19 protein-coding genes, 1 pseudogene and 1 riboswitch are annotated in these 18,026 nt (G+C 59.0%); of the genes and pseudogenes, 9 read left to right on the top strand and 11 right to left on the bottom strand.

The genetic code is table 11. From position 1 onward, the window contains the following. Positions 1 to 21: 21 nt before the first annotated feature. The 3 genes and pseudogenes from IPM27_08005 to aas form a co-directional block, all read right to left on the bottom strand. Positions 22 to 1,903 (bottom strand): annotated as a pseudogene (locus IPM27_08005) (MFS transporter). Beyond that, positions 1,900 to 3,141 carry an amidohydrolase family protein gene (locus IPM27_08000; GenBank protein ID MBK9161493.1) on the bottom strand — a complete coding sequence of 414 codons (1,242 nt, stop codon included), beginning with the start codon at positions 3,139 to 3,141 and terminating at the stop codon, positions 1,900 to 1,902. Before IPM27_08000 ends, IPM27_08005 begins: the two are co-directional and overlap by 4 nt. Positions 3,142 to 3,154: 13 nt before the next feature. Beyond that, positions 3,155 to 5,296 carry a bifunctional acyl-ACP--phospholipid O-acyltransferase/long-chain-fatty-acid--ACP ligase gene (gene aas / locus IPM27_07995; protein ID MBK9161492.1) on the bottom strand — a complete coding sequence of 714 codons (2,142 nt, stop codon included), beginning with the start codon at positions 5,294 to 5,296 and terminating at the stop codon, positions 3,155 to 3,157. Between the two features lie 114 nt (positions 5,297 to 5,410). Further along, positions 5,411 to 5,504, top strand: a riboswitch (TPP riboswitch). Positions 5,505 to 5,526: 22 nt separating this feature from the next. Between aas and thiC the strand changes: the two genes are divergently transcribed. The 5 genes from thiC (at position 5,527) to IPM27_07970 (ending at position 9,258) form a co-directional block, all read left to right on the top strand. Next, positions 5,527 to 7,395 carry a phosphomethylpyrimidine synthase ThiC gene (gene thiC / locus IPM27_07990; GenBank protein MBK9161491.1) on the top strand — a complete coding sequence of 623 codons (1,869 nt, stop codon included), beginning with the start codon at positions 5,527 to 5,529 and terminating at the stop codon, positions 7,393 to 7,395. Between the two features lie 83 nt (positions 7,396 to 7,478). Further along, entirely contained in the window at positions 7,479 to 7,778 is a 300-nt protein-coding gene (locus tag IPM27_07985; protein ID MBK9161490.1) for a nucleotidyltransferase domain-containing protein, read from the top strand. Then, complete coding sequence (locus IPM27_07980; GenBank protein ID MBK9161489.1) at positions 7,775 to 8,269, top strand: hypothetical protein; 495 nt, start codon at positions 7,775 to 7,777, stop codon at positions 8,267 to 8,269. Before IPM27_07985 ends, IPM27_07980 begins: the two co-directional genes overlap by 4 nt. Before the next feature lie 339 nt (positions 8,270 to 8,608). Beyond that, positions 8,609 to 8,899, top strand: coding sequence for a nucleotidyltransferase family protein (locus IPM27_07975; protein ID MBK9161488.1), 291 nt, complete (start codon positions 8,609 to 8,611; stop codon positions 8,897 to 8,899). Beyond that, positions 8,896 to 9,258 carry a DUF86 domain-containing protein gene (locus IPM27_07970; protein MBK9161487.1) on the top strand — a complete coding sequence of 121 codons (363 nt, stop codon included), beginning with the start codon at positions 8,896 to 8,898 and terminating at the stop codon, positions 9,256 to 9,258. The genes IPM27_07975 and IPM27_07970 overlap by 4 nt, the downstream gene beginning before the upstream one ends. A gap of 164 nt (positions 9,259 to 9,422) precedes the next feature. Here IPM27_07970 and IPM27_07965 read toward each other — a convergent pair whose 3' ends face one another. The 7 genes from IPM27_07965 to IPM27_07935 form a co-directional block, all read right to left on the bottom strand. After that, positions 9,423 to 9,605, bottom strand: coding sequence for a hypothetical protein (locus IPM27_07965; GenBank protein ID MBK9161486.1), 183 nt, complete (start codon positions 9,603 to 9,605; stop codon positions 9,423 to 9,425). A gap of 14 nt (positions 9,606 to 9,619) precedes the next feature. After that, entirely contained in the window at positions 9,620 to 11,596 is a 1,977-nt protein-coding gene (locus IPM27_07960; GenBank protein MBK9161485.1) for a DUF2075 domain-containing protein, read from the bottom strand. 16 nt (positions 11,597 to 11,612) lie between these two features. Continuing rightward, on the bottom strand, positions 11,613 to 12,113 hold the full coding sequence (locus IPM27_07955; protein ID MBK9161484.1) for a GNAT family N-acetyltransferase: 501 nt from the start codon (positions 12,111 to 12,113) through the stop codon (positions 11,613 to 11,615). Positions 12,114 to 12,115: 2 nt separating this feature from the next. Then, complete coding sequence (locus tag IPM27_07950) at positions 12,116 to 12,382, bottom strand: DUF1778 domain-containing protein (GenBank protein ID MBK9161483.1); 267 nt, start codon at positions 12,380 to 12,382, stop codon at positions 12,116 to 12,118. A 68-nt stretch (positions 12,383 to 12,450) separates the two neighbouring features. Continuing rightward, a complete protein-coding gene (locus IPM27_07945; protein ID MBK9161482.1) occupies positions 12,451 to 12,702 on the bottom strand; it encodes a type II toxin-antitoxin system prevent-host-death family antitoxin in 252 nt (83 codons plus the stop codon). Between the two features lie 112 nt (positions 12,703 to 12,814). Then, a complete protein-coding gene (mazF, locus tag IPM27_07940) occupies positions 12,815 to 13,153 on the bottom strand; it encodes an endoribonuclease MazF (protein ID MBK9161481.1) in 339 nt (112 codons plus the stop codon). Further along, positions 13,153 to 13,395 (bottom strand): AbrB/MazE/SpoVT family DNA-binding domain-containing protein, encoded by a 243-nt coding sequence (locus IPM27_07935; GenBank protein ID MBK9161480.1) that lies wholly within the window; start codon positions 13,393 to 13,395, stop codon positions 13,153 to 13,155. Before IPM27_07935 ends, mazF begins: the two co-directional genes overlap by 1 nt. Positions 13,396 to 13,540: 145 nt before the next feature. Between IPM27_07935 and IPM27_07930 the strand changes: the two genes are divergently transcribed. From IPM27_07930 to IPM27_07920, 3 genes are all read left to right on the top strand, one after another. Then, complete coding sequence (locus IPM27_07930) at positions 13,541 to 13,801, top strand: YkgJ family cysteine cluster protein (GenBank protein ID MBK9161479.1); 261 nt, start codon at positions 13,541 to 13,543, stop codon at positions 13,799 to 13,801. A 7-nt stretch (positions 13,802 to 13,808) separates the two neighbouring features. Continuing rightward, positions 13,809 to 14,018 carry a DUF1289 domain-containing protein gene (locus IPM27_07925; protein MBK9161478.1) on the top strand — a complete coding sequence of 70 codons (210 nt, stop codon included), beginning with the start codon at positions 13,809 to 13,811 and terminating at the stop codon, positions 14,016 to 14,018. Positions 14,019 to 14,334: 316 nt separating this feature from the next. Beyond that, complete coding sequence (locus IPM27_07920; protein ID MBK9161477.1) at positions 14,335 to 15,162, top strand: undecaprenyl-diphosphate phosphatase; 828 nt, start codon at positions 14,335 to 14,337, stop codon at positions 15,160 to 15,162. A 206-nt stretch (positions 15,163 to 15,368) separates the two neighbouring features. Here the strand turns inward: IPM27_07920 and IPM27_07915 are convergent, their stop codons facing one another. Then, entirely contained in the window at positions 15,369 to 17,573 is a 2,205-nt protein-coding gene (locus IPM27_07915) for a TonB-dependent receptor (protein MBK9161476.1), read from the bottom strand. Positions 17,574 to 17,743: 170 nt separating this feature from the next. On the opposite strand from IPM27_07915, the gene IPM27_07910 reads away from it, so the two are divergent. Then, positions 17,744 to 18,016: an oxidative damage protection protein gene (locus tag IPM27_07910; GenBank protein ID MBK9161475.1), complete on the top strand. Its 273-nt coding sequence runs from the start codon at positions 17,744 to 17,746 to the stop codon at positions 18,014 to 18,016. Positions 18,017 to 18,026 lie beyond the last annotated feature (10 nt).

The raw sequence follows: 18,026 nt of genomic DNA, 5'->3' as shown, positions 1-18,026 counted from the left end.
GCATGCATGCCGTCCCGCATGTCAACGCACCTCCCCGCGCAATGTTGCCACTATGCCTTGCAATTCCTTCAGCGACACACTCCCGGGAACTACGGGCTCGCCCACATTCAGTACCACCCTGCGGAACGGTCGCGCTTTCCAGGGTTTACTCAGCACCCTGCCATCGGCGAGCGAGAAAATGCTGCCCCACAGACCCGACAGCGCCATCGGGATAACCGGCACCGGATCGCGCGCGACGATTTGCGTGACGCCGGGGCGGAAGGGAGAAATCTCGCCATTGGCTGTGACATTGCCTTCCGGAAAGATGCACACCAGTTCACCCGCCGCGAGCGCCTGAGAGATCTCGTCGAAGGCCTGCGCCTTGAGTGCGGCATCTTCCTTTTCCGGCGCGATGGGGATGGCGCGGCCGGCCTTGAACACGAAGGAGAGGATCGGCCAGCGGAACACGCGGTGGTCGATGACGAAGCGCACCGGCCGGCGGCTGGCTGCCGCGATGATCAGCGCATCGACGAAGCTTGCATGGTTGCAGGCCAGGACTGCCGCGCCTTCATCGGGGATGTGTTCGACGCCGCGTTTGTCCAGACGATATACCGTATGCACGAGTATCCAGACGATGAAGCGCAGCAGGAATTCCGGCACCAGTTTGTAAATGTAAACCGCCACTGCGGCATTGCACACGGCGGCCACGCCGAACAGCGCCGGTATCGACAGGCCGGCGCCGAGCAGTGCCGCTGCGGCCAGCGAACCCACCACCATGAACAGGGCATTGATGATGTTGTTGCTGGCGATGATCCGCGCCCTGAATTCTGCTTTGCTGCGCGTCTGCACCAGGGCATACAGCGGCACGATGAAAAAGCCGCCGAACAGACCCAGCGCACCCAGATCGAACAGCACGCGCCACATGCCCGGTTCGGCCAGCAGCGCCGCCACGCTCAGCGGTTCAGCCGGCAGGCGGCATGGCGGGCGAGGCCCATGCCAGGTCGAGGCCGAACAGCGTCAGCCCGATCGAGCCGAACGGCACCAGGCCAATCTCCACCATTTTTCCGGACATTCTTTCGCACAGCATCGAGCCGACGCCGATGCCGATCGTGAAAACCGCCAGCAATAGCGTGACGGCCGTTTCCGATCCGCCCAGCACGTTTTTGGCAAAGGCCGGGAATTGCGCGAGGAACATGGCGCCATACAGCCAGAACCACGAGATGCCGAGTATCGACAGGAACACGGTGCGGTTCTCGCGTGCGAAACCGATGTTGCGCCAGGTTTCGGTGACGGGGTTGGGATTGATGCGCAACTCGGCGGCAGGCGGCGGTGCCGACGGAATCTGGCGGCTGGCAAGGTATCCTGCGGCAGCCACAAGCAACCCGCCGATGCTGATCCATACGGCACCCTGCGGCAGCCCGGCCATCAGTCCGCCGGCGAGCGTGCCGATCAGGATCGCGACAAAGGTCCCCGCTTCCACCAGCGCGTTGCCGCCGATCAATTCTTCTTCCTTGAGATGCTGCGGCAGGATGGCGTATTTCACCGGGCCGAACAGCGTCGAATGCATCCCGAACAGAAACAGCGCCCCCATCAGCAGGTTCAGGCTGTGCAGGGCGAAGCCCACGCTCGCCACCAGCATGATGAATATCTCCAGCAGTTTGACCAGGCGCGCGAGCTGCGCCTTGTCGTATTTGTCGGCAAGCTGTCCGGCAGTGGCGGAGAACAGGAAGAACGGCAGGATGAAAATCCCTGCCGCCAGGTTGGCCAGCAACTCGGGCCGCATCGTGGTCCAGCTCGCCGCCTGGAAGGTGAGCAGGACGATCAGCGAATTCTTGAACAGGTTGTCGTTGAATGCGCCAAGGAATTGCGTGCCGAAAAAAGGCAGGAAACGGCGTGTTTGCAGCAAGTGGAATTGCCCGCTCATATGGCGCTCCGCAGGAAAAAGTCACGGGTATGGAAAATGCCGGCCGGCAATTGCTGCGTGCCGACTCGCAATTGCCGCTTCAGCACGAAGTCGAACAGCAGCGGATTGTAATTCTGTATCTTGTTCAGCACCGGCACTGCCGCGCTGTCGAGCAGCCCGGCCTTGGCCCACCGATGCGGAGAAGTCAGCGGCAGCACGCCGGGCAGCGGGTAATCGGTGCCGTTGAGCAGGCGGGCATGCCAGTCGCGATGTTCGATGATCGCGCGCAGGATCCGGGACGGGCGGTTGCGCAACACGACCGCCGAGATATCCCCGAACAGGTGTTGCCGGTAATCGTCATTCCCCATCATCCGCGCGAACAGATCGAAGCTCGGCACGTAAGGTCCGTGTTTACCGCGATCCAGATCGATATCTTCGCCGATGGATGCGCAATGCGCGACCGCTACCCGCACGCCGGCATCGAGCGCGCGGCGCAGGTGCAACGGATTGTTCCCGCCCTCAAAACCCGCGCCCTCGACGGCTTTCTCCTCGCCGCAATGGCAGACCAATGGCACATCCAGCCGCGCCAGTGCGGCATAAAATGCATCGCACTTCGGCGACGCGGGATCGATGCCCATCGCGGACGGCAGCCACTTGACCGCGCGTGCGCCGTCCGACACGGCGGCCGCCAGTGCGTCAACGGCTTCGGGCCGGTAGGGATGAATCGAACACGCCCACTCGAAATGTTGCGGATAGTGGCGCGCAAGTTCGCGGGCATAGGCATTCGGAACGTGGAATGCGGTGCGTTCCGGCAGCGCCCTGCCCGATTCGTCGTATGCCTGTTCGAAGGCGAACAACAGCAGTTTGCAGCCGGGTTTCAGTTCCTCGACCAGATGCGCCAGACGCTCGACATAGCTCAGGTCAACCCGCGTTTTTTCGGCGCAGGCCGCATCCAGATAAAACTCGTGCTGAGCAAATTCCACCGGGTGCCATACGCTATCCATGTCTGGCGAGGTGTAAATCCCGCTGCCCGAATCACCCGTGCCCGCAATATGGGCATGCGCGTCCCAGACCCGCTCGGGCACGATTCCCGACCACGCTGCGGTGACAATCGGATGTTCGGCAAGGTATTTCGGGAGGATGGTTCCACAGGCGTTGAGCAGCCTGCCTTTCAGCAGACCGGCACTGGCGGGCGTAGCGGCCAGCGCAAAGCCGGCAGCCAGCAGTTGCTGCAGGAAACGGCGGCGATTCGCGTTCATGCTCTGCATCGGACTATGCCGTCTCCGCCCAGGTCTTCAGCGTCATGTAATCCAGTTTTCCGGTGCCGAGCAGCGGCAGCGCATCGACGCGCTGGATCTTGCGCGGCACGGCGATCTCCGGCCAGCCGTTGTCGCGCGCGACGGTTTGCAACACGTCACGGGTAAGTCCGGCATCGGTGGTGAACAGCACGATGGTTTCACCGCGCTGCGGGTCGGCTTGGGTGGAAGCGGCATGCGTGCCACCCGGTGAGGCAAGCACGGCCATCTTCTCCACCACCTCCAGCGAGACCATTTCACCGGCCACTTTGGCGAAACGTTTCACGCGCCCGACGATTTTCAGGAAACCGTCCCCGTCGATGTTGACGATGTCGCCGGTGCTGTACCAGCCCGCCCCCATGCTGGAGGACGGCGGTTCCAGTTCGCCGGGTCTTTCGAATCGCAGGTACCCGGACATGAGATTGGGGCCGCGCACATGCAACAAGCCGCCATCCTCGATACCGGGCACCGGCTCGATACGGTGTTCAATGCCCGGGAGCAGGTGCCCCACTGTCCCGGTTCGGTAGGTCATCGGTGTGTTGACCGAAAGCACCGGCGCCGTCTCGGTCGCGCCATACCCTTCAAAAATACGGATGCCAAACTTTTCAAACCATATCCCGCGTACCGCGTCGGAGAGTTTTTCGGCCCCCGCGATCACATAACGCAGACGGAAGAAGTCGTATGGATGGGCAAATTTAGCGTAGTTTCCCAAGAACGTGCTGGTGCCGAACAGGACTGTGCAGTTGCGGTCGTAAGCCAGTTCCGGAATGACGCGGTAGTGCAGCGGCGTCGGGTAGAGGAACAGGTTGGCGCCGGTCAGCACCGGCAGCAACGCGCCGGCGGTGAGCCCGAAGGAATGGAAGATGGGCAGGGCGTTGAGCACCTTGTCGTCCACCGAGAAGTCGATCACCGCGCGTACCTGCGCGATGTTTGACAGTAGCGCGCGATGCGACAACACCACGCCCTTGGGCTTGCCTTCCGATCCGGAGGTGAACAGCACCACGGCAGGTTCATCAGGGGCTGTGGGCAGCTCGATCGCGCGCGGGCGGCGCAAGGCATAGAGCACCAGCCACAGCTTGTCCGCCAGGCCGACCTGTTCGCGCAGGTCTTCCAGGTAGATAAGGCGTACCGCTTGCAATCCGGAAAGCTTGTCCGTGAGCTTGGCCTGCTCCACGAAGGCGCGCGATGCGACGATGGTCTGAATCTGCGCCGCCACGCAGGCCGCCTGCAGCCCGTCCGTGCCCGCCGTGTAATTGAGCATGGCAGGCACGCGCCGCAATGCAGTCAGGCCGAAAATCAGGCTCAGCGTCGGTGCGACATTAGGCAGCAGCAGGCCGACGCGCTCGGTTTCCGAAGTTTCCCTGGCAACCAGACGGCCCAGCACCAGCACCATCTTCAGCAGATCGTTGTAGGAATATTCGATCTGTTTCATGTCCTCCAGCAAGCGGCGCTTGCGGCCGAATATTTCGGTTGCATCGATAAACGCGGAGTACAGGGTCTGCTTGGGGTGCGAAGCAAAGATCATTTCCTGCATCAGGCGGCGCAGCGCTTCACCCGCCATGCGACGGCGCAGTTTTGCCGACGGTGCGTCCGGCATGGCGATACGCGTCGCAGGCAAAATGGAAATGGATATTTTCGGGAACAGTTGCTTGGGCATCTTGCCGGACACCCGTGAAAAATAGCTGCGTGCCCCGCCGTCCAGCCGGACCGGCACCAGCGTTGCGCCGGTCTTGGCGGCAACGAACGCAGGCCCCTCGTAGACCTTCATCAGGTTGCCGGTAACGGTGATGCGCCCTTCCGGAAAAATCATCACCGGCCGGCCGGTGTCGATCAGTTTGATGACTTTCTTCATTGCCATCGGGCTGGTCGGATCAACGGCCAGATAATCGACCAACGACAGGATGATCCGGAAAAACCAGAGCCGGGAGATGCCGGTATGGACTACAAACACCGGGTTGACCGGAAGGAACAGGCCGAGCAGCAAACCGTCCAGGAAGGACTCGTGATTGGCAATGATGAGCAACCGTTCCGTCTTTAAGACTGAAGCGTCTCCGCGCACCTGTAATCGAAACAATAGTTGCGCAATGATGCGCAGGATTACCCTGATCAGTCCCTTCATTCGCGATCACCAAGAAAAAATTCCCGAGGCGGGGATTGTATGCAAATTCCTCACCGTGTGTCAGGTTATGGTTTACCGGAAACTTGCTTTTGGCGTACCAATCCAGTACCTTGCGTCCCTCGCTAGGGGTCTCCGCGATGGCGGAGTGAGACACACCCTTTGAACCTGTACGGGTCATGCCGTCGTAGGGAAGCATCCATCCGGTGCTCCCAGCATTTTGGAGCACCATCATGAACGCACCTGAGTTTCTATCCAAAACCGCCCACGTTGACGAGGCCGCGATCAAGCCGCTGCCGAACTCGCGCAAGATCTACGTGCAAGGTTCGCGCCCCGACATCCGCGTGCCGATGCGCGAGATCACGCTGAGCGACACCCACCTGAACAACGGCGTCGAGAAGAACCCGCCGATCTACGTCTACGACTGCTCCGGCCCCTATACCGACCCGGAAGTGAAGATCGACATCCGTTCCGGTCTGGAAGAACTGCGCGCACCATGGATCGCCGAGCGCGGCGACACTGAGGAATTGCCGCGCCTGAGTTCCGACTACGGCCAGCAACGTCTGGGCGACCCGGCGCTGGCCGACATGCGCTTCAACCTCAAGCACACGCCGCGAAAAGCCAAGCCCGGCAAGAACGTGACGCAGATGCACTATGCGCGCAAAGGCATCATCACGCCGGAGATGGAATACATCGCCATCCGCGAGAACCAGAAGCGCGACGGCCTTTCCGAGATGATGCTCAAACAGCATCCGGGCGAGAACTTCGGCAAAGCCATGCCCAAGGAGATCACCCCCGAGTTCGTGCGCGATGAAGTCGCCGCCGGCCGCGCGGTGATCACCACCAACATCAACCACCCCGAGTGCGAGCCGATGATCATCGGCCGCAACTTCCTGGTGAAGATCAACGCCAACATCGGCAACTCCGCGCTCGGTTCCAGCATCCAGGAAGAAGTCGAGAAGATGACCTGGGCCATCCGCTGGGGCGGCGACACGGTGATGGATCTGTCCACCGGCAAGAACATCCACGAGACGCGCGAATGGATCATCCGCAACTCGCCCGTGCCCATCGGCACCGTGCCGATCTATCAGGCGCTGGAAAAGGTGAACGGCAAGGCCGAAGACCTGACCTGGGAGATATTCAAAGACACGCTGATCGAGCAAGCCGAACAGGGTGTGGACTACTTCACCATCCACGCCGGCGTGCTGCTGCGCTACATCCCGATGACCGCGAAGCGCATGACCGGCATCGTCTCGCGCGGCGGCTCCATCATGGCCAAGTGGTGCCTGGCACACCACCAGGAAAACTTCCTCTACACGCACTTCGAAGAGATCTGCGAGATCATGAAAGCCTACGACGTGACCTTCTCGCTCGGCGACGGCCTGCGTCCCGGCTCAGTCTACGACGCCAACGATGAAGCGCAACTCGGCGAACTGAAGACGCTGGGCGAACTCACGCAGATCGCGTGGAAGCACGACGTGCAAGTGATGATCGAAGGCCCCGGCCATGTGCCCATGCACATGATCAAAGAGAACATGGACCTGCAATTGAAGTGGTGCCACGAAGCACCGTTCTACACACTCGGCCCACTGACCCAAGACATCGCCCCCGGCTACGACCACATCACCAGCGCCATCGGCGCGGCGCTGATCGGCTGGTTCGGCACCGCCATGCTCTGCTACGTCACACCCAAGGAGCACCTCGGCCTGCCCAACAAGGCCGACGTGAAGGAAGGCATCATCACCTACAAGATCGCCGCCCACGCCGCCGACCTAGCCAAGGGCCACCCCGGCGCGCAGATCCGCGACAACGCCATGAGCAAGGCACGCTTCGAATTCCGCTGGGAAGACCAGTTCAACATCGGCCTCGACCCCGACCGCGCACGCGAATTCCACGACGAGACCCTGCCCAAGGAATCCGCCAAAGTCGCCCACTTCTGCTCCATGTGCGGCCCGCAGTTCTGCTCGATGAAGATCAGTCAGGACGTGCGCGACTTCGCCGCCGCGCAGGGCATCGCTGAAGCAGAAGCACTGGCGAAAGGGATGGAAGTGAAGTCGGTGGAGTTTGTGAAGCAGGGGGCGGAGGTTTATCACAAGGCTTGACAACTGCGGAAGCCACTCAAACCCGGGGCATGATATGATTTTCCCGGTTAGAAACACCGAGTTGCCAGCAGAGAGGAAGCAGCATGCGTCTTACACCGGATCAGGCACAGATCACCAAAAGCACCGTGGCCCGAGTACTGGGTACGGAGAGTCGCGTCTGGCTGTTCGGTTCGCGCGTGGACGACAACCTGCGCGGCGGCGACATAGATTTACTGGTTGAGACCGAAGCAAAGTTTCCCAACCGTGCCAAGGTCCTCTGCAATCTCTATGGCGCACTGATCATGGCGTTGGGCGACCGCAAACTGGATGTCCTGCTCAAGGATGGGCGCACCGCCGAGGCGCCGATCTTCGGCATCGCCAAACGCACCGGTGTGCTGCTATGACCCTTGCTTACTTGCCAGAGCACGCCGAGAACGCCCTGCTCGCGCTTAACCTGGCCAGGAAGGAAGCGACCCACCTCGCCTACACCCATCGCACTTTGTATGCGCAGCACATGGATTTGGAGTGGGTGTGCAACCTCACCCAGCGCGACGACCTCGCGGAAAAGATTGACGCATTCGTCAGCCGCTTCGGTAGACTGCAAGACCACATCGGCGACAAACTCATTCCGCGATTTGTCTTTCTCCTTGGCGGCACCCCAACATCCTTGCTGGACAACCTTGCCTATGCCGAAAAGGCAGGTTGGGTGGAAAGCACCGAATCATTCATCAGCGCGAGGAAACTCCGCAATCTCCTCGTTCACGAATACATGGCCGAAGCGGAGCTGTTCCTCGAAGCACTGCAAACAGCTGACGAAGCCTCTCGCATGCTCATGGACATCGTCGCCCGCATCGAACATCAGGCTCAGTCGCTTGGCCTCGATAAATCGCAGTAGCGGAACGCAAATTCTTCTCAGGAATCCGTCAAGGCGGCCCACTTCTGCTCGATGAAGATCAGCCAGGACGTGCGCGACTTCGCCGCCGCGCAGGGGATTGCCGAAGCAGAGGCTTTAGCGAAAGGGATGGAAGTGAAGTCGGTGGAGTTTGTGAAGCAGGGGGCGGAGGTTTATCACAAGGCGTGACAGGCTTCACGTCCGCGCTGTCCCCGCAGGGCGCAGGCCGTGGCTGCAGGGTCATTCGTCCCGGTGGCGCATGCGCAGATTGTCCGAGAGTGAAACCACAATAATCCTCCCGGCTCGTTATAATCGCGCCATTGAATCAAGACAAACAACGCCATGCGCCCTTCCATAGCACTGCAAAACCACCGCGAGGCCATACGCGAAATCGCCCTGCGCCATCGCGTGCGCAACGTGCGTGTGTTTGGCTCCGTGCTGCATGGCGAAGACACCGAAGACAGCGACCTTGATTTGCTGGTTGAACCACTACCGGAAACAACCCTGATGGATATTGCCAGGATACAGGTGGAAGTGGCAAAACTGCTCAACGTCAGTGTGGACGTATTGACCCCCAATGCTTTGCCCGACAAATTCCGCGCACATGTGCTGACCGAGGCCGTCCCGGTATGAGCAAATCCGATATCCTGCGCATTCCCGATTATCTCGAGCATATCCTCGAAGCCATCGAGCGCATCGACCTGTACCTTGCGGACACCGATGAAGTCGCATTCCTGAATGACCAGAAAACACAGGATGCAGTAATCCGCAATTTTGAGATCATCGGCGAAGCAGCGCACAACATCGAGCGCTTCCACGCCGAATTTGCAGCTGCCCACCCGGAAATTCCATGGACAGTCGTATATGCGATGCGTAACCGCGTCGCACACGGCTACTTCAAGGTTGATCTGGAAATGGTCTGGGAAACCATCCGCACCGATTTGCCGGAACTGCACACACAAATCAAACAACTGCTCGACGAAATCAAATAAGCCTGCGCGACTTCGCCGCCGCGCAGGGCATCGCCGAGGCAAAGGCACTCGCGAAAGGGATGGAAGTGAAGTCGGTGGAGTTTGTGAAGCAGGGGGCTGAGGTTTATCACAAGGCGTAAGCACTGCGCGCTCCGGAATACAAATGGGCCGCATCTGCGGCCCGTTTAGTCTTCAACCATGAGTATTTCGCGCTTGCAGCCTAAGCATTCGTTAACAAAAACTCGCTCGCCTTGGATTTCCTTTATTTCAAGCAACTCAAGACGTGCGCCGCAATATCCGCAGGTGTCTGGCTGGTCGGAAATGATGAAATAGCTTGGGGATTCCAGCGGCGCATCTGAAAATTGCATTTTGCTTTTTCTCCTCAGATTTCAGTAAAGCCAATTTCCTTCAAATATCTGAAGGTCCCATCATAGTACTGTGGGCTGCGGGTATGGTCTTCGGTGTCGCCTGCGGGCACTACCAAAACCATTCCCTGCCGCGCTCTAGTCATCAACACTCGGTATGCATTTTTCAAATACTGTTTCCGCTCATCTTTATTAATTCTGTTCCACCCATTTCCACGAAACGAATGATGACTCCAGCCGTTTTTTGTGTAGCGAAAATCAGCATCCCACGTTACACAGGTCCAATCGAGTTCAAGCCCCTGTACATGAAATTCCGTTGCAACATCCTCAAGGTAGTAAGAAGAGCGAACATCATCTTTTTCATTTAAGAACCAATTCACCGGGTCCATCGGAGACTTAACATCAATTGCGTGTGGCTTCAGCCGTTCCGCCTGAGACGATACAACTATTCCATAGCGTTCACTGCCTCGTGCATGGTGCTTTAGCCACCCCTTCGCCTTTCCCAGGTCTCTAGTAATTACGATCGGATAGCGCGTCTTGACGCTCTCATAGGTACGTTTTGCAGAATCAATATCTAGATCAAGCAATTGCTTCACTAGCAAAGAAACATCTTCTGCGCGGAAAGAACGCATGGATACGCCCAAATGCAGCTCATCCAAATAATTCACGTTAGCGTGGGACTCCAACAGTTTTAGAGCTTCTCCAGCTTGATATTCACTATCCGTCAAACGCGAAGAAACATAGACGTGCCAATCCGGGAAAGTACGAGTTATTGAATTAATCCATTCACCAATCCCGGCTTCACCTGTATTAATTTCTTGTCCGCCACCCACTAGGCAAACAATAGCCGCCCAATCTTTATGCCTATCCATGCATGAAATTAGGAACTCCGGCTCGGACTGGTTAAAGTTTGGGTAATTCTTCTTGCGCCGCATAAATGATGAAGTTTGCTCAACGTTCCATGCGCGTTGTGCTTCATCAAAAATTGCCACATGCTCTATCGGAGCCGCGTTTGCGTCCCGCAAACAGTCATCTCTGAAGTGATGAACATTTTGTATAAAGGCTTTTACCGAGCTTCTTGCCTCCCCGATCTTTACGCGGTCGCCCCTGCATTTTCCGCGAGACACCTGATCGCGAGCGAGCGCCTCACAAAGAATTTTGACTAGCGGACCATTGCCGGACAAATAGACGCTGTACAGATCGTCTCTCGCCTCAGAATGCTTTGTCGCCACATCCAAACCCACTAAGGTCTTACCCGCTCCTGGTACCCCGGTTACAAAACAAAGGGATTTTTGAGATTGCACTTTCGAGCGTTGAATGACATCGGAAATTGCGGAAGAGGTAAGTCTTAAATTGGTAGCCCCCGCATCAGATCGAGTGATTTCAGCAACAGAATGGCTGTTATACAAGGTCATCGCCGCTTCAATAATCGTAGGAGTAGGGCAATACCGACCAGCCTCCCATTCATCGACATCAACTCTTCCTTCCCCGATAAAACTCAGCACCTCGTCTATTACATACCCCAGTTGGTCCTTATTCGTTTTTACTGGGATTAGCAATTTGTCGTTTCGCGTAGTAAACGAAACAGAAATAGGGGATTGAGCTGCCTCTGTCGCAACCAGTATTGGCGCTATGAATTGTTCATGACTGGATTCATGAAAGTTCTTCAAGTCCAAGGCATAGTCGAACACTTGGTCAAAGGCAAAGCTAGTGTGAGTTTTCTCACCGACCTTGAATTCGACTACGAATATCACTTGGCCAATCAACAAGACTGCATCAATCCTGCGGCCCATTCGTGGGATCGAATATTCAAAATAGATTGATCCCTCGCGGTCTACCAAGACATTTCGAAGAAGATCGATTTGCGCAACCCACGCATCGCGTTGAGTTTGGATTAGCGCGTAGTCGTTGTTTAGGGATAGCTTACCGACAATTTCTTCTGTCGAGCTTCGAAGAAATTCATGAACCGATGCTGAGTAGTACGCTCTATTCATATCATGTCACCGATCTTCATTTTTCAATCACCGCAGCCTGCTCCAGCGTCGCCACCGGCAGATACAGCACCAGCGGACTATCGATGCAGGCAATGAAACCCAGCTTGGTATAAAACGCTTTGGCCTTGTCGTGTTTGGCATCGACCACCACGGCATACAGCCCCACGCGCTGCGAAAATTCCACCGCAAGGCGCAATGCGAACGCCAGCAAGTCTTGGCCGGTGCCTTTGCCCTGATGGCGGACATCTACCGCCAGGCGGCCGATGCGCAGGATGGGGGCGGGATGGCGCGGCAGTTTTGACTGGGCGGGCAGCGATGCCGTGGCGATCTGGCCCGCGCTCACCGTGACGAAGCCAATGACGGTTGCGGCATCATCGGCCAGCGCCACATAGGTTTTACCGAAGCCGCGCCGTTGTTGCTGGCCCGCTTGGCGCTGCAAAAATTCGTTCAGCGCGGCGTCGCCGCAATCGAACCCTTTGCGGTTGTGCTGCTTGCCGAGCAGTTGGATGACTGCCACGTTTACTTGCGCGCCATGAGTTTGCGCAATGCGGCTTTTGGTTTGGGCGGTTTTTCCACGGACGAGGCGAATGCCTCAAAGTCGCGCTGGGTGAGCATGAGCGTGTCGTAGTCCGACACCACTCGCCGTGCTGCCTCGTATGCGTTCTGCAGCATGAAACCGGATACGGTCGTCCCCATCAGCGCGGCGGCGCGTTCGATCATGGCTTTGGCATCGGCGCTGGTGCGCAAGTTGATTCGCGACGATTCATTGGTAGTGATTGCTGACATGGCTGTTACTCCCGATTTACCGATGAAGGTATTGTACGTCAAATTTACGCACATGGCTCATGCGGTTTTCAAAGCGCATCCAGAGTCACCTCGATGGCGCGGCCTTTTTGCTTGAGACGTTCCCTTGCCAGCCGCACGAGTTGCAGGTCGTCGAGTTCTTCCGGCATGGCCTCGTAGCGTTCCGGCGGCACTATGTAAAAGGCGGGCCTGTTGTGGCTGAGCACCGCCACCGTTTGCCTGTTTGATTCGCGGAGGGCGTTGTTCGGGTTTTTCTTGAATTCCGTCATGCTGACAGAAAGGTCGGACAGTATCGTTTCCATTGCCATGATTCAGCTCCTTGATTGGCTCTGATCTATGGGTAGATTAAGCCAGTGGACGGACCTTGAATCAAGCGCGGCCCATGAACGATTGCCCTGCAGTTGATGGGCGGCATCACATTCCAAGCAGCGTCGCAATCTTTGCCCGCACCTCATCCAGTTCTTCATCAGATGCCTTGCCTTTTGGTGTGGCCTTGCGTGCTTTCCAGTCGAGGTTTTTTACCTGGTCGGATAGCACCGCGCCACTGACGTTTTTCGTCTGGATGATGACTTCAAACGGGTAGCCTTTGATCTGCGTGGTCATCGGACAGCACAGCATGGTGCCGGTTTTGCCGTTGTAGGCGGCGGGGCTAAGTACCAGCGCGGGTCGGTGGCCTGCCTGTTCGTGCCCGGCCTGCGGGGAAAATTCGAGCCAGACGATGTCGCCCGCGTCCGGCACGAAGCGCTTCGCCATTACCAGACTTCCTTGCCGACCGGCTCGCCGGTATCAATGGGCTTGTGCTGATTGTTGGTTGTGATTCCGCCCAATAATTCGTCCAGCTTGTAAATCTTGCGGCGTACCGGCTCGATGACGATGCGTCCCTGTTCTTCGCGCACTTCGACCGATTGCTCCAAAGCGACATGCGCCGCCGCCATGACGGATGCCGGTATGCGCACCGCCGCGCTGTTGCCCCATTTTTTTACAATGACTTCCATGATGAATGCCTTTCACAATTTATTTGCCGCAGTTTATTGGGGTACTTATGGAGTGTCAACATTGTTTATACGTTCTGCCGAATTACCTTTTGAATGGCAGGACTTAATTCCGCGCATGTAACAGGCACAGATATAATCGCGCCCCATGAACTGCCGCCCCTCCTGCGCCGCCTGCTGCATCGCGCCCTCGATCACCTCTCCCATCCCCGGCATGCCGGATGGCAAGCCCGCCGGGGTGCGCTGTGTTCAGCTGACGGATGACGACCGTTGTGCGATATTTGGCCGTCCCGAGCGCCCTTCTTTCTGTGCCACGTTGCAGCCTTCGGCGGAGATGTGTGGCGATTCGCGCGAGGCGGCGCTGGCGTGGCTGGCGCGTTTGGAACGCGCGACCAGGCCGTCGGTATAATCGCGGCATGCCCTCGCACTCCGCTATTTCCCATCTTGAGATCTCTGCCGCCACGCCCTGCACCGGTCATTGCACGACCGCGCTGGGCGACGATGTTTGCCGCAGTTGCCTGCGCACGTTCGACGAGATCACGCGCTGGGTGGAGATGAACGAGGAGGAGAGGAGGGCGGTGAACCGGCGTATCGCGCTGGAGCGCTGGGAGCAATCGGCCGGTTGAGGCGGGTATAATCCACAGCCTTTTAAACTTATGGATGCACTGAACAAGTATGGTTTTGTCGTTCCCGCGAAAGCGGGAACCCGGTTAAATCAACAAGCTGGATTCCCGCTTTCGCGGGAATGACGACTTGATCAGCGCATCCTCAGGGTTTCTACCCTCTCCCTGGCCCTGATGGGACTACCAGCCATTCGACTAAGCCCGCAAGCGGGCAAGTCGCTGGTTATCTCCCTGCAAGGAAGAGGGGATGGTGTGTTGGCGGGAATATTGAAAAACTTTTTATCACTGGATTCCCGCCTTCGCGGGAATGACGCACTTTATGGACATCGTATTACTACTCAAAGCCGCCATCCTCGGCGTGGTCGAGGGACTCACCGAATTCCTGCCGATCTCGTCCACCGGGCATCTGATCCTTGCCGGCGACCTGCTGAACTTCAACGACGAGAAGGGCAAGGTGTTCGAGATCGTGATCCAGTTCGGCGCGATCCTGGCGGTGTGCTGGGAATACCGCGCGAAGATCGCGTCGGTGTTCGGCGGATTGGCGCAAAAGCAGGAAGCCGCGCAACGCTTCACGCTCAACCTCGTCATCGCGTTCATGCCGGCCGCGGTGCTGGGGCTGCTGTTCGCGAATGCGATCAAGGCACACTTGTTCGCGCCGGTGCCGGTCGCGATCGCGCTCATCGTCGGCGGCCTGTTCATCCTGTGGGCGGAGAAGCGCGACCACCGGATCACCGTGGAGTCGGTGGACGACATGGGCTGGAAGGATGCGCTGAAGGTGGGTTGCGCGCAGGCTTTCGCATTGATCCCCGGCACGTCGCGCTCCGGCGCGACGATCATCGGCGGATTGTTCTTCGGATTGAGCCGCAAGGCGGCGACGGAGTTCTCGTTCTTCCTCGCGATCCCGACGCTGTTCGCCGCGACGGTCTACGAGATGGTGAAATATCGCGCGCTGTTCAGCGCGGAGGATCTGGGCATGTTCGCGGTGGGCGGCATCACTTCCTTCATCAGCGCGTTCCTGTGCGTGCGCTGGCTGCTGCGCTTCATCAGCCACCACGATTTCACAGTGTTCGCGTGGTACCGCATCGTGTTCGGCCTGATCGTGCTGGGCACGGCCTACAGCGGTTTGGTGAACTGGTCGGCGGGTTAATTCGCCGGCCCGTCATTCCCGAGCGGACGCGAATCCACGAACGACAGCTCCGGGAAGCCCCCGAAACCCCGTCATTCCCGCGCAAGCGGGAATCCAGTCGATTGAAAATGTTTCCGCGCAGCGGACAAAACCCCTTGGCTTTGTCCGCTACGCGGAATTGTTGTCTTGCTGGATTCCCGCTTGCGCGGGAATGACAGCAGCTTGCTTTAGAACTTCACAGTCACGCCCGCGTTGAACGAGCGCCCCATGCCGGGGACGCCGGTGCCGTAAGCCACGCCGGTTCCCATGGTCGCCCCCTGACCGACATAGGCGCCGCCCAGCGGATCGAGGTAGTACTTGTCGAGCAGGTTCTCCACACCCAGGTCGAAGCGCACCTGTTTCCACTCGTAGCTGCCGCGCAGGTTGACCAGCCCGTAGCCGCCGGTCGCCAGTTCCTTGCGCGCCGCCTGCACTTGCGTCTTGCTGTCGACCAGACGCGCTTCCAGCGTGTTGGTCCAGCCGCCCATGCGCTGCTCGACGGCCAGTTTGGCGTTGAGCGGCATGATGTTGTAGAGGTTGTCGCCGGTGGTGAGGTTCTTGCCGTTCACGTAGCTCAGCACGCCGCTGGCGTCGAAGTCGCCGTATGCGCCGCCTTTGGAGATCGCCAGCTTGCCGGAAAGGTCCGCGCCATACAGCCGCGCGCTCTGGTTGGACAGCGTGAGGTTGAGGAAGCCGTCCGTCCGCGCCGGGCAGACGATGCCGACCGATGCGCAGGTGGCCGCGTCGATGTAGTTCTGCACGCGGGTGTAGTAGGGCGACACCTTCAGTTCCCAGCCTCCCTGCGACGCGTCGCGCCATTCGGCGGAGGCGCTCAGGGTGTGCGCGGTCTCGGGCTTGAGGTTGAGGTTGCCGACATAGCCGTTGCCGTCGCCGTACCAGTTGTTCATGTTCATCACCATGGTGTTGGTGTTGGACCATGCGAAACGTTCGTACAGGTTGGGCGAGCGGTTCTTCATCGCGTAACCCGCTTCGAAGCTGGCGCCCTCGCTCGGCGTGTAACGCGCCAGCGCGGTGAGGTCGAGGTTGTTGTCGCTGCGCTGGCGATTCTTCGCGTTGAACGCGGTGGCGGCGGCATTGTAGGCTGCGCCGTAACCCTGCACGTTGCCGGTATCCATCTTCACGTTGCCATAACGGGCGCCCAGTTGCGACACCCATTGCGGGTTCCAGCGCGCTTCCCATTCGGCGAAGATGTCGGTGCGGTCGCGCTGGCCGTTGTTGATGTTCCAGAAGGTGTTGGGCGACATCATCGGCGAGGGCGGGGAAGGATCCCACCAGTCGTTCAGCCGGTATTGCTGGTACTCGATCCCGGTGCGCACGATGTCGCGCTCGGACAGGACGATGTCGGCCTTGACGGTCGCACCGGTGTTCCTGCCGTCGGTGTCCATCGGCATGCCGGGTACGTTAAGCAATGCGCCGTACCAATAGGTCTTGTCGCCGAGGAATTGCATGCTGTGCCGGGTCTGTTCGCTGTAGGCGCGCGCGACCAGTCCGCCCCAATCGTACTGGCCCCGATAGCTCAGGTTGAATTGCTGGCTGTCGTTGCCGGTCATGTCCATGCGCTGGTTGGGAAAGCCCTGGTACGGGATGTTCTGCAAGCCGAGCTTGAGTTCGACCAGATGGTTGTCGCGGCGCAGCCCCAGCGCAAGCTGGTGATTGTCCGACTGGTAGCTGGAAGAGCCGACCTCGTCGCCTGCCACGGTGGCGTTGGTCAGCGAGCCGGTGATCGTGGCGGGCGCCTTGAACGCGCTTGCCGCCCGGTAGTTCTTCGCGCTGACCGTGGAGCCGGTATAGCGCACCGACAGCATGTCGCTGGCGATGGTCGCCGACAGGTTGGCGCCCTGCGCCGCATTGTTGCTGCGATAGAACGCGCCGGCCTGTCCCTTCAATAGCGTGGCGCCGTCCCGCGCGAATTCGGGCGCGGCGGAATCCACCTGTATCGTGCCCGCGATGCTGTCGCCGCCGACGCTGACCGGGGCGATCCCCGCCATCACCTCGACACTGGCAACGTTGGCGGGATCGATGTACGACAGCGGCGGGTTCATGTGATTGGCGCAGGCCGAGATGATGTCCATGCCGTCGACCTTCACGCGCACACGGTCGTCCGCCATGCCGCGTATCACCGGCAGGCTGGATACGCCGCCCGCACGGTACAGGCTGACGCCCGGCTGCCCGTCGAGCAGGCCGGCGGTATCGCTGGTGACCGTCCGCTGGCGGTCCAGCGCGTCCCGGTCCAGACCGACATTGTTCAACGACGGCAGCGGCTGCAACCTTTCCGCCGTTACGCTGACTTCCGGCATGGTCGCCGTCTCCGCGGCGAAAGCGTTCGGCGCGACGGCCAGTGCGACATATAAAGTAATCCGTTTGAATTGCATTGCCTGATCTCCCTGAAAAATGCGCGGCGATTATCGGTGCAATGCGCTTCCGCGGGAATGCGGCATATTGTCGCACCCGCATGTTTGCAGGCTTGCGGACCGATGCGCGCAAAAATACCGGCGCGGTGTCATAATTGCGGAACAGAAAGTTCGACCCGGAGAGATACGACATGACAAGAATGGTGCAGTGCGTGAAACTGGGGCGCGAGGCCGAAGGGCTGGAGCGTCCGACCTATCCCGGTCCGTTGGGCCAACGGATATTCGACAACGTTTCCAAGGAGGCCTGGCAGGGCTGGATACGTTTCCAGACCATGCTGGTGAACGAGAACCGGCTCAATCTGGCCGACGCGCAGGCGCGCAAGTATCTCGCCACGCAGATGGAGAACTATTTCTTCGGCGCGGGCACACAGATGCCCGAAGGCTACGTCCCGCCCAAAAACTGACAGGCCGCTT

It is taken from the genome of Nitrosomonadales bacterium (assembly GCA_016716325.1).
GTDB lineage: Bacteria > Pseudomonadota > Gammaproteobacteria > Burkholderiales > Gallionellaceae > Gallionella.
Note: the sequence above shows the minus strand (reverse complement) of the source record. Positions and strands in the feature narration are given on the sequence as shown.

What these genes read in the sequence shown, in the direction of transcription:
- aas (MBK9161492.1), bottom strand. Translation starts at nt 5,296, where the DNA reads ATGAAGGGACTGATCAGGGTAATCCTGCGCATCATTGCGCAACTATTG.
- IPM27_07950 (MBK9161483.1), bottom strand. Translation starts at nt 12,382, where the DNA reads ATGTCAGCAATCACTACCAATGAATCGTCGCGAATCAACTTGCGCACC.
- IPM27_07920 (MBK9161477.1), top strand. Translation starts at nt 14,335, where the DNA reads ATGGACATCGTATTACTACTCAAAGCCGCCATCCTCGGCGTGGTCGAG.
- IPM27_07910 (MBK9161475.1), top strand. Translation starts at nt 17,744, where the DNA reads ATGACAAGAATGGTGCAGTGCGTGAAACTGGGGCGCGAGGCCGAAGGG.
- IPM27_07945 (MBK9161482.1), bottom strand. Translation starts at nt 12,702, where the DNA reads ATGGAAACGATACTGTCCGACCTTTCTGTCAGCATGACGGAATTCAAG.
- IPM27_07965 (MBK9161486.1), bottom strand. Translation starts at nt 9,605, where the DNA reads ATGCAATTTTCAGATGCGCCGCTGGAATCCCCAAGCTATTTCATCATT.
- IPM27_07960 (MBK9161485.1), bottom strand. Translation starts at nt 11,596, where the DNA reads ATGAATAGAGCGTACTACTCAGCATCGGTTCATGAATTTCTTCGAAGC.
- IPM27_07915 (MBK9161476.1), bottom strand. Translation starts at nt 17,573, where the DNA reads ATGCAATTCAAACGGATTACTTTATATGTCGCACTGGCCGTCGCGCCG.
- mazF (MBK9161481.1), bottom strand. Translation starts at nt 13,153, where the DNA reads ATGGCGAAGCGCTTCGTGCCGGACGCGGGCGACATCGTCTGGCTCGAA.
- IPM27_07985 (MBK9161490.1), top strand. Translation starts at nt 7,479, where the DNA reads ATGCGTCTTACACCGGATCAGGCACAGATCACCAAAAGCACCGTGGCC.
- IPM27_07935 (MBK9161480.1), bottom strand. Translation starts at nt 13,395, where the DNA reads ATGGAAGTCATTGTAAAAAAATGGGGCAACAGCGCGGCGGTGCGCATA.
- IPM27_07980 (MBK9161489.1), top strand. Translation starts at nt 7,775, where the DNA reads ATGACCCTTGCTTACTTGCCAGAGCACGCCGAGAACGCCCTGCTCGCG.
- thiC (MBK9161491.1), top strand. Translation starts at nt 5,527, where the DNA reads ATGAACGCACCTGAGTTTCTATCCAAAACCGCCCACGTTGACGAGGCC.
- IPM27_07975 (MBK9161488.1), top strand. Translation starts at nt 8,609, where the DNA reads ATGCGCCCTTCCATAGCACTGCAAAACCACCGCGAGGCCATACGCGAA.
- IPM27_07970 (MBK9161487.1), top strand. Translation starts at nt 8,896, where the DNA reads ATGAGCAAATCCGATATCCTGCGCATTCCCGATTATCTCGAGCATATC.
- IPM27_08000 (MBK9161493.1), bottom strand. Translation starts at nt 3,141, where the DNA reads ATGAACGCGAATCGCCGCCGTTTCCTGCAGCAACTGCTGGCTGCCGGC.
- IPM27_07930 (MBK9161479.1), top strand. Translation starts at nt 13,541, where the DNA reads ATGAACTGCCGCCCCTCCTGCGCCGCCTGCTGCATCGCGCCCTCGATC.
- IPM27_07925 (MBK9161478.1), top strand. Translation starts at nt 13,809, where the DNA reads ATGCCCTCGCACTCCGCTATTTCCCATCTTGAGATCTCTGCCGCCACG.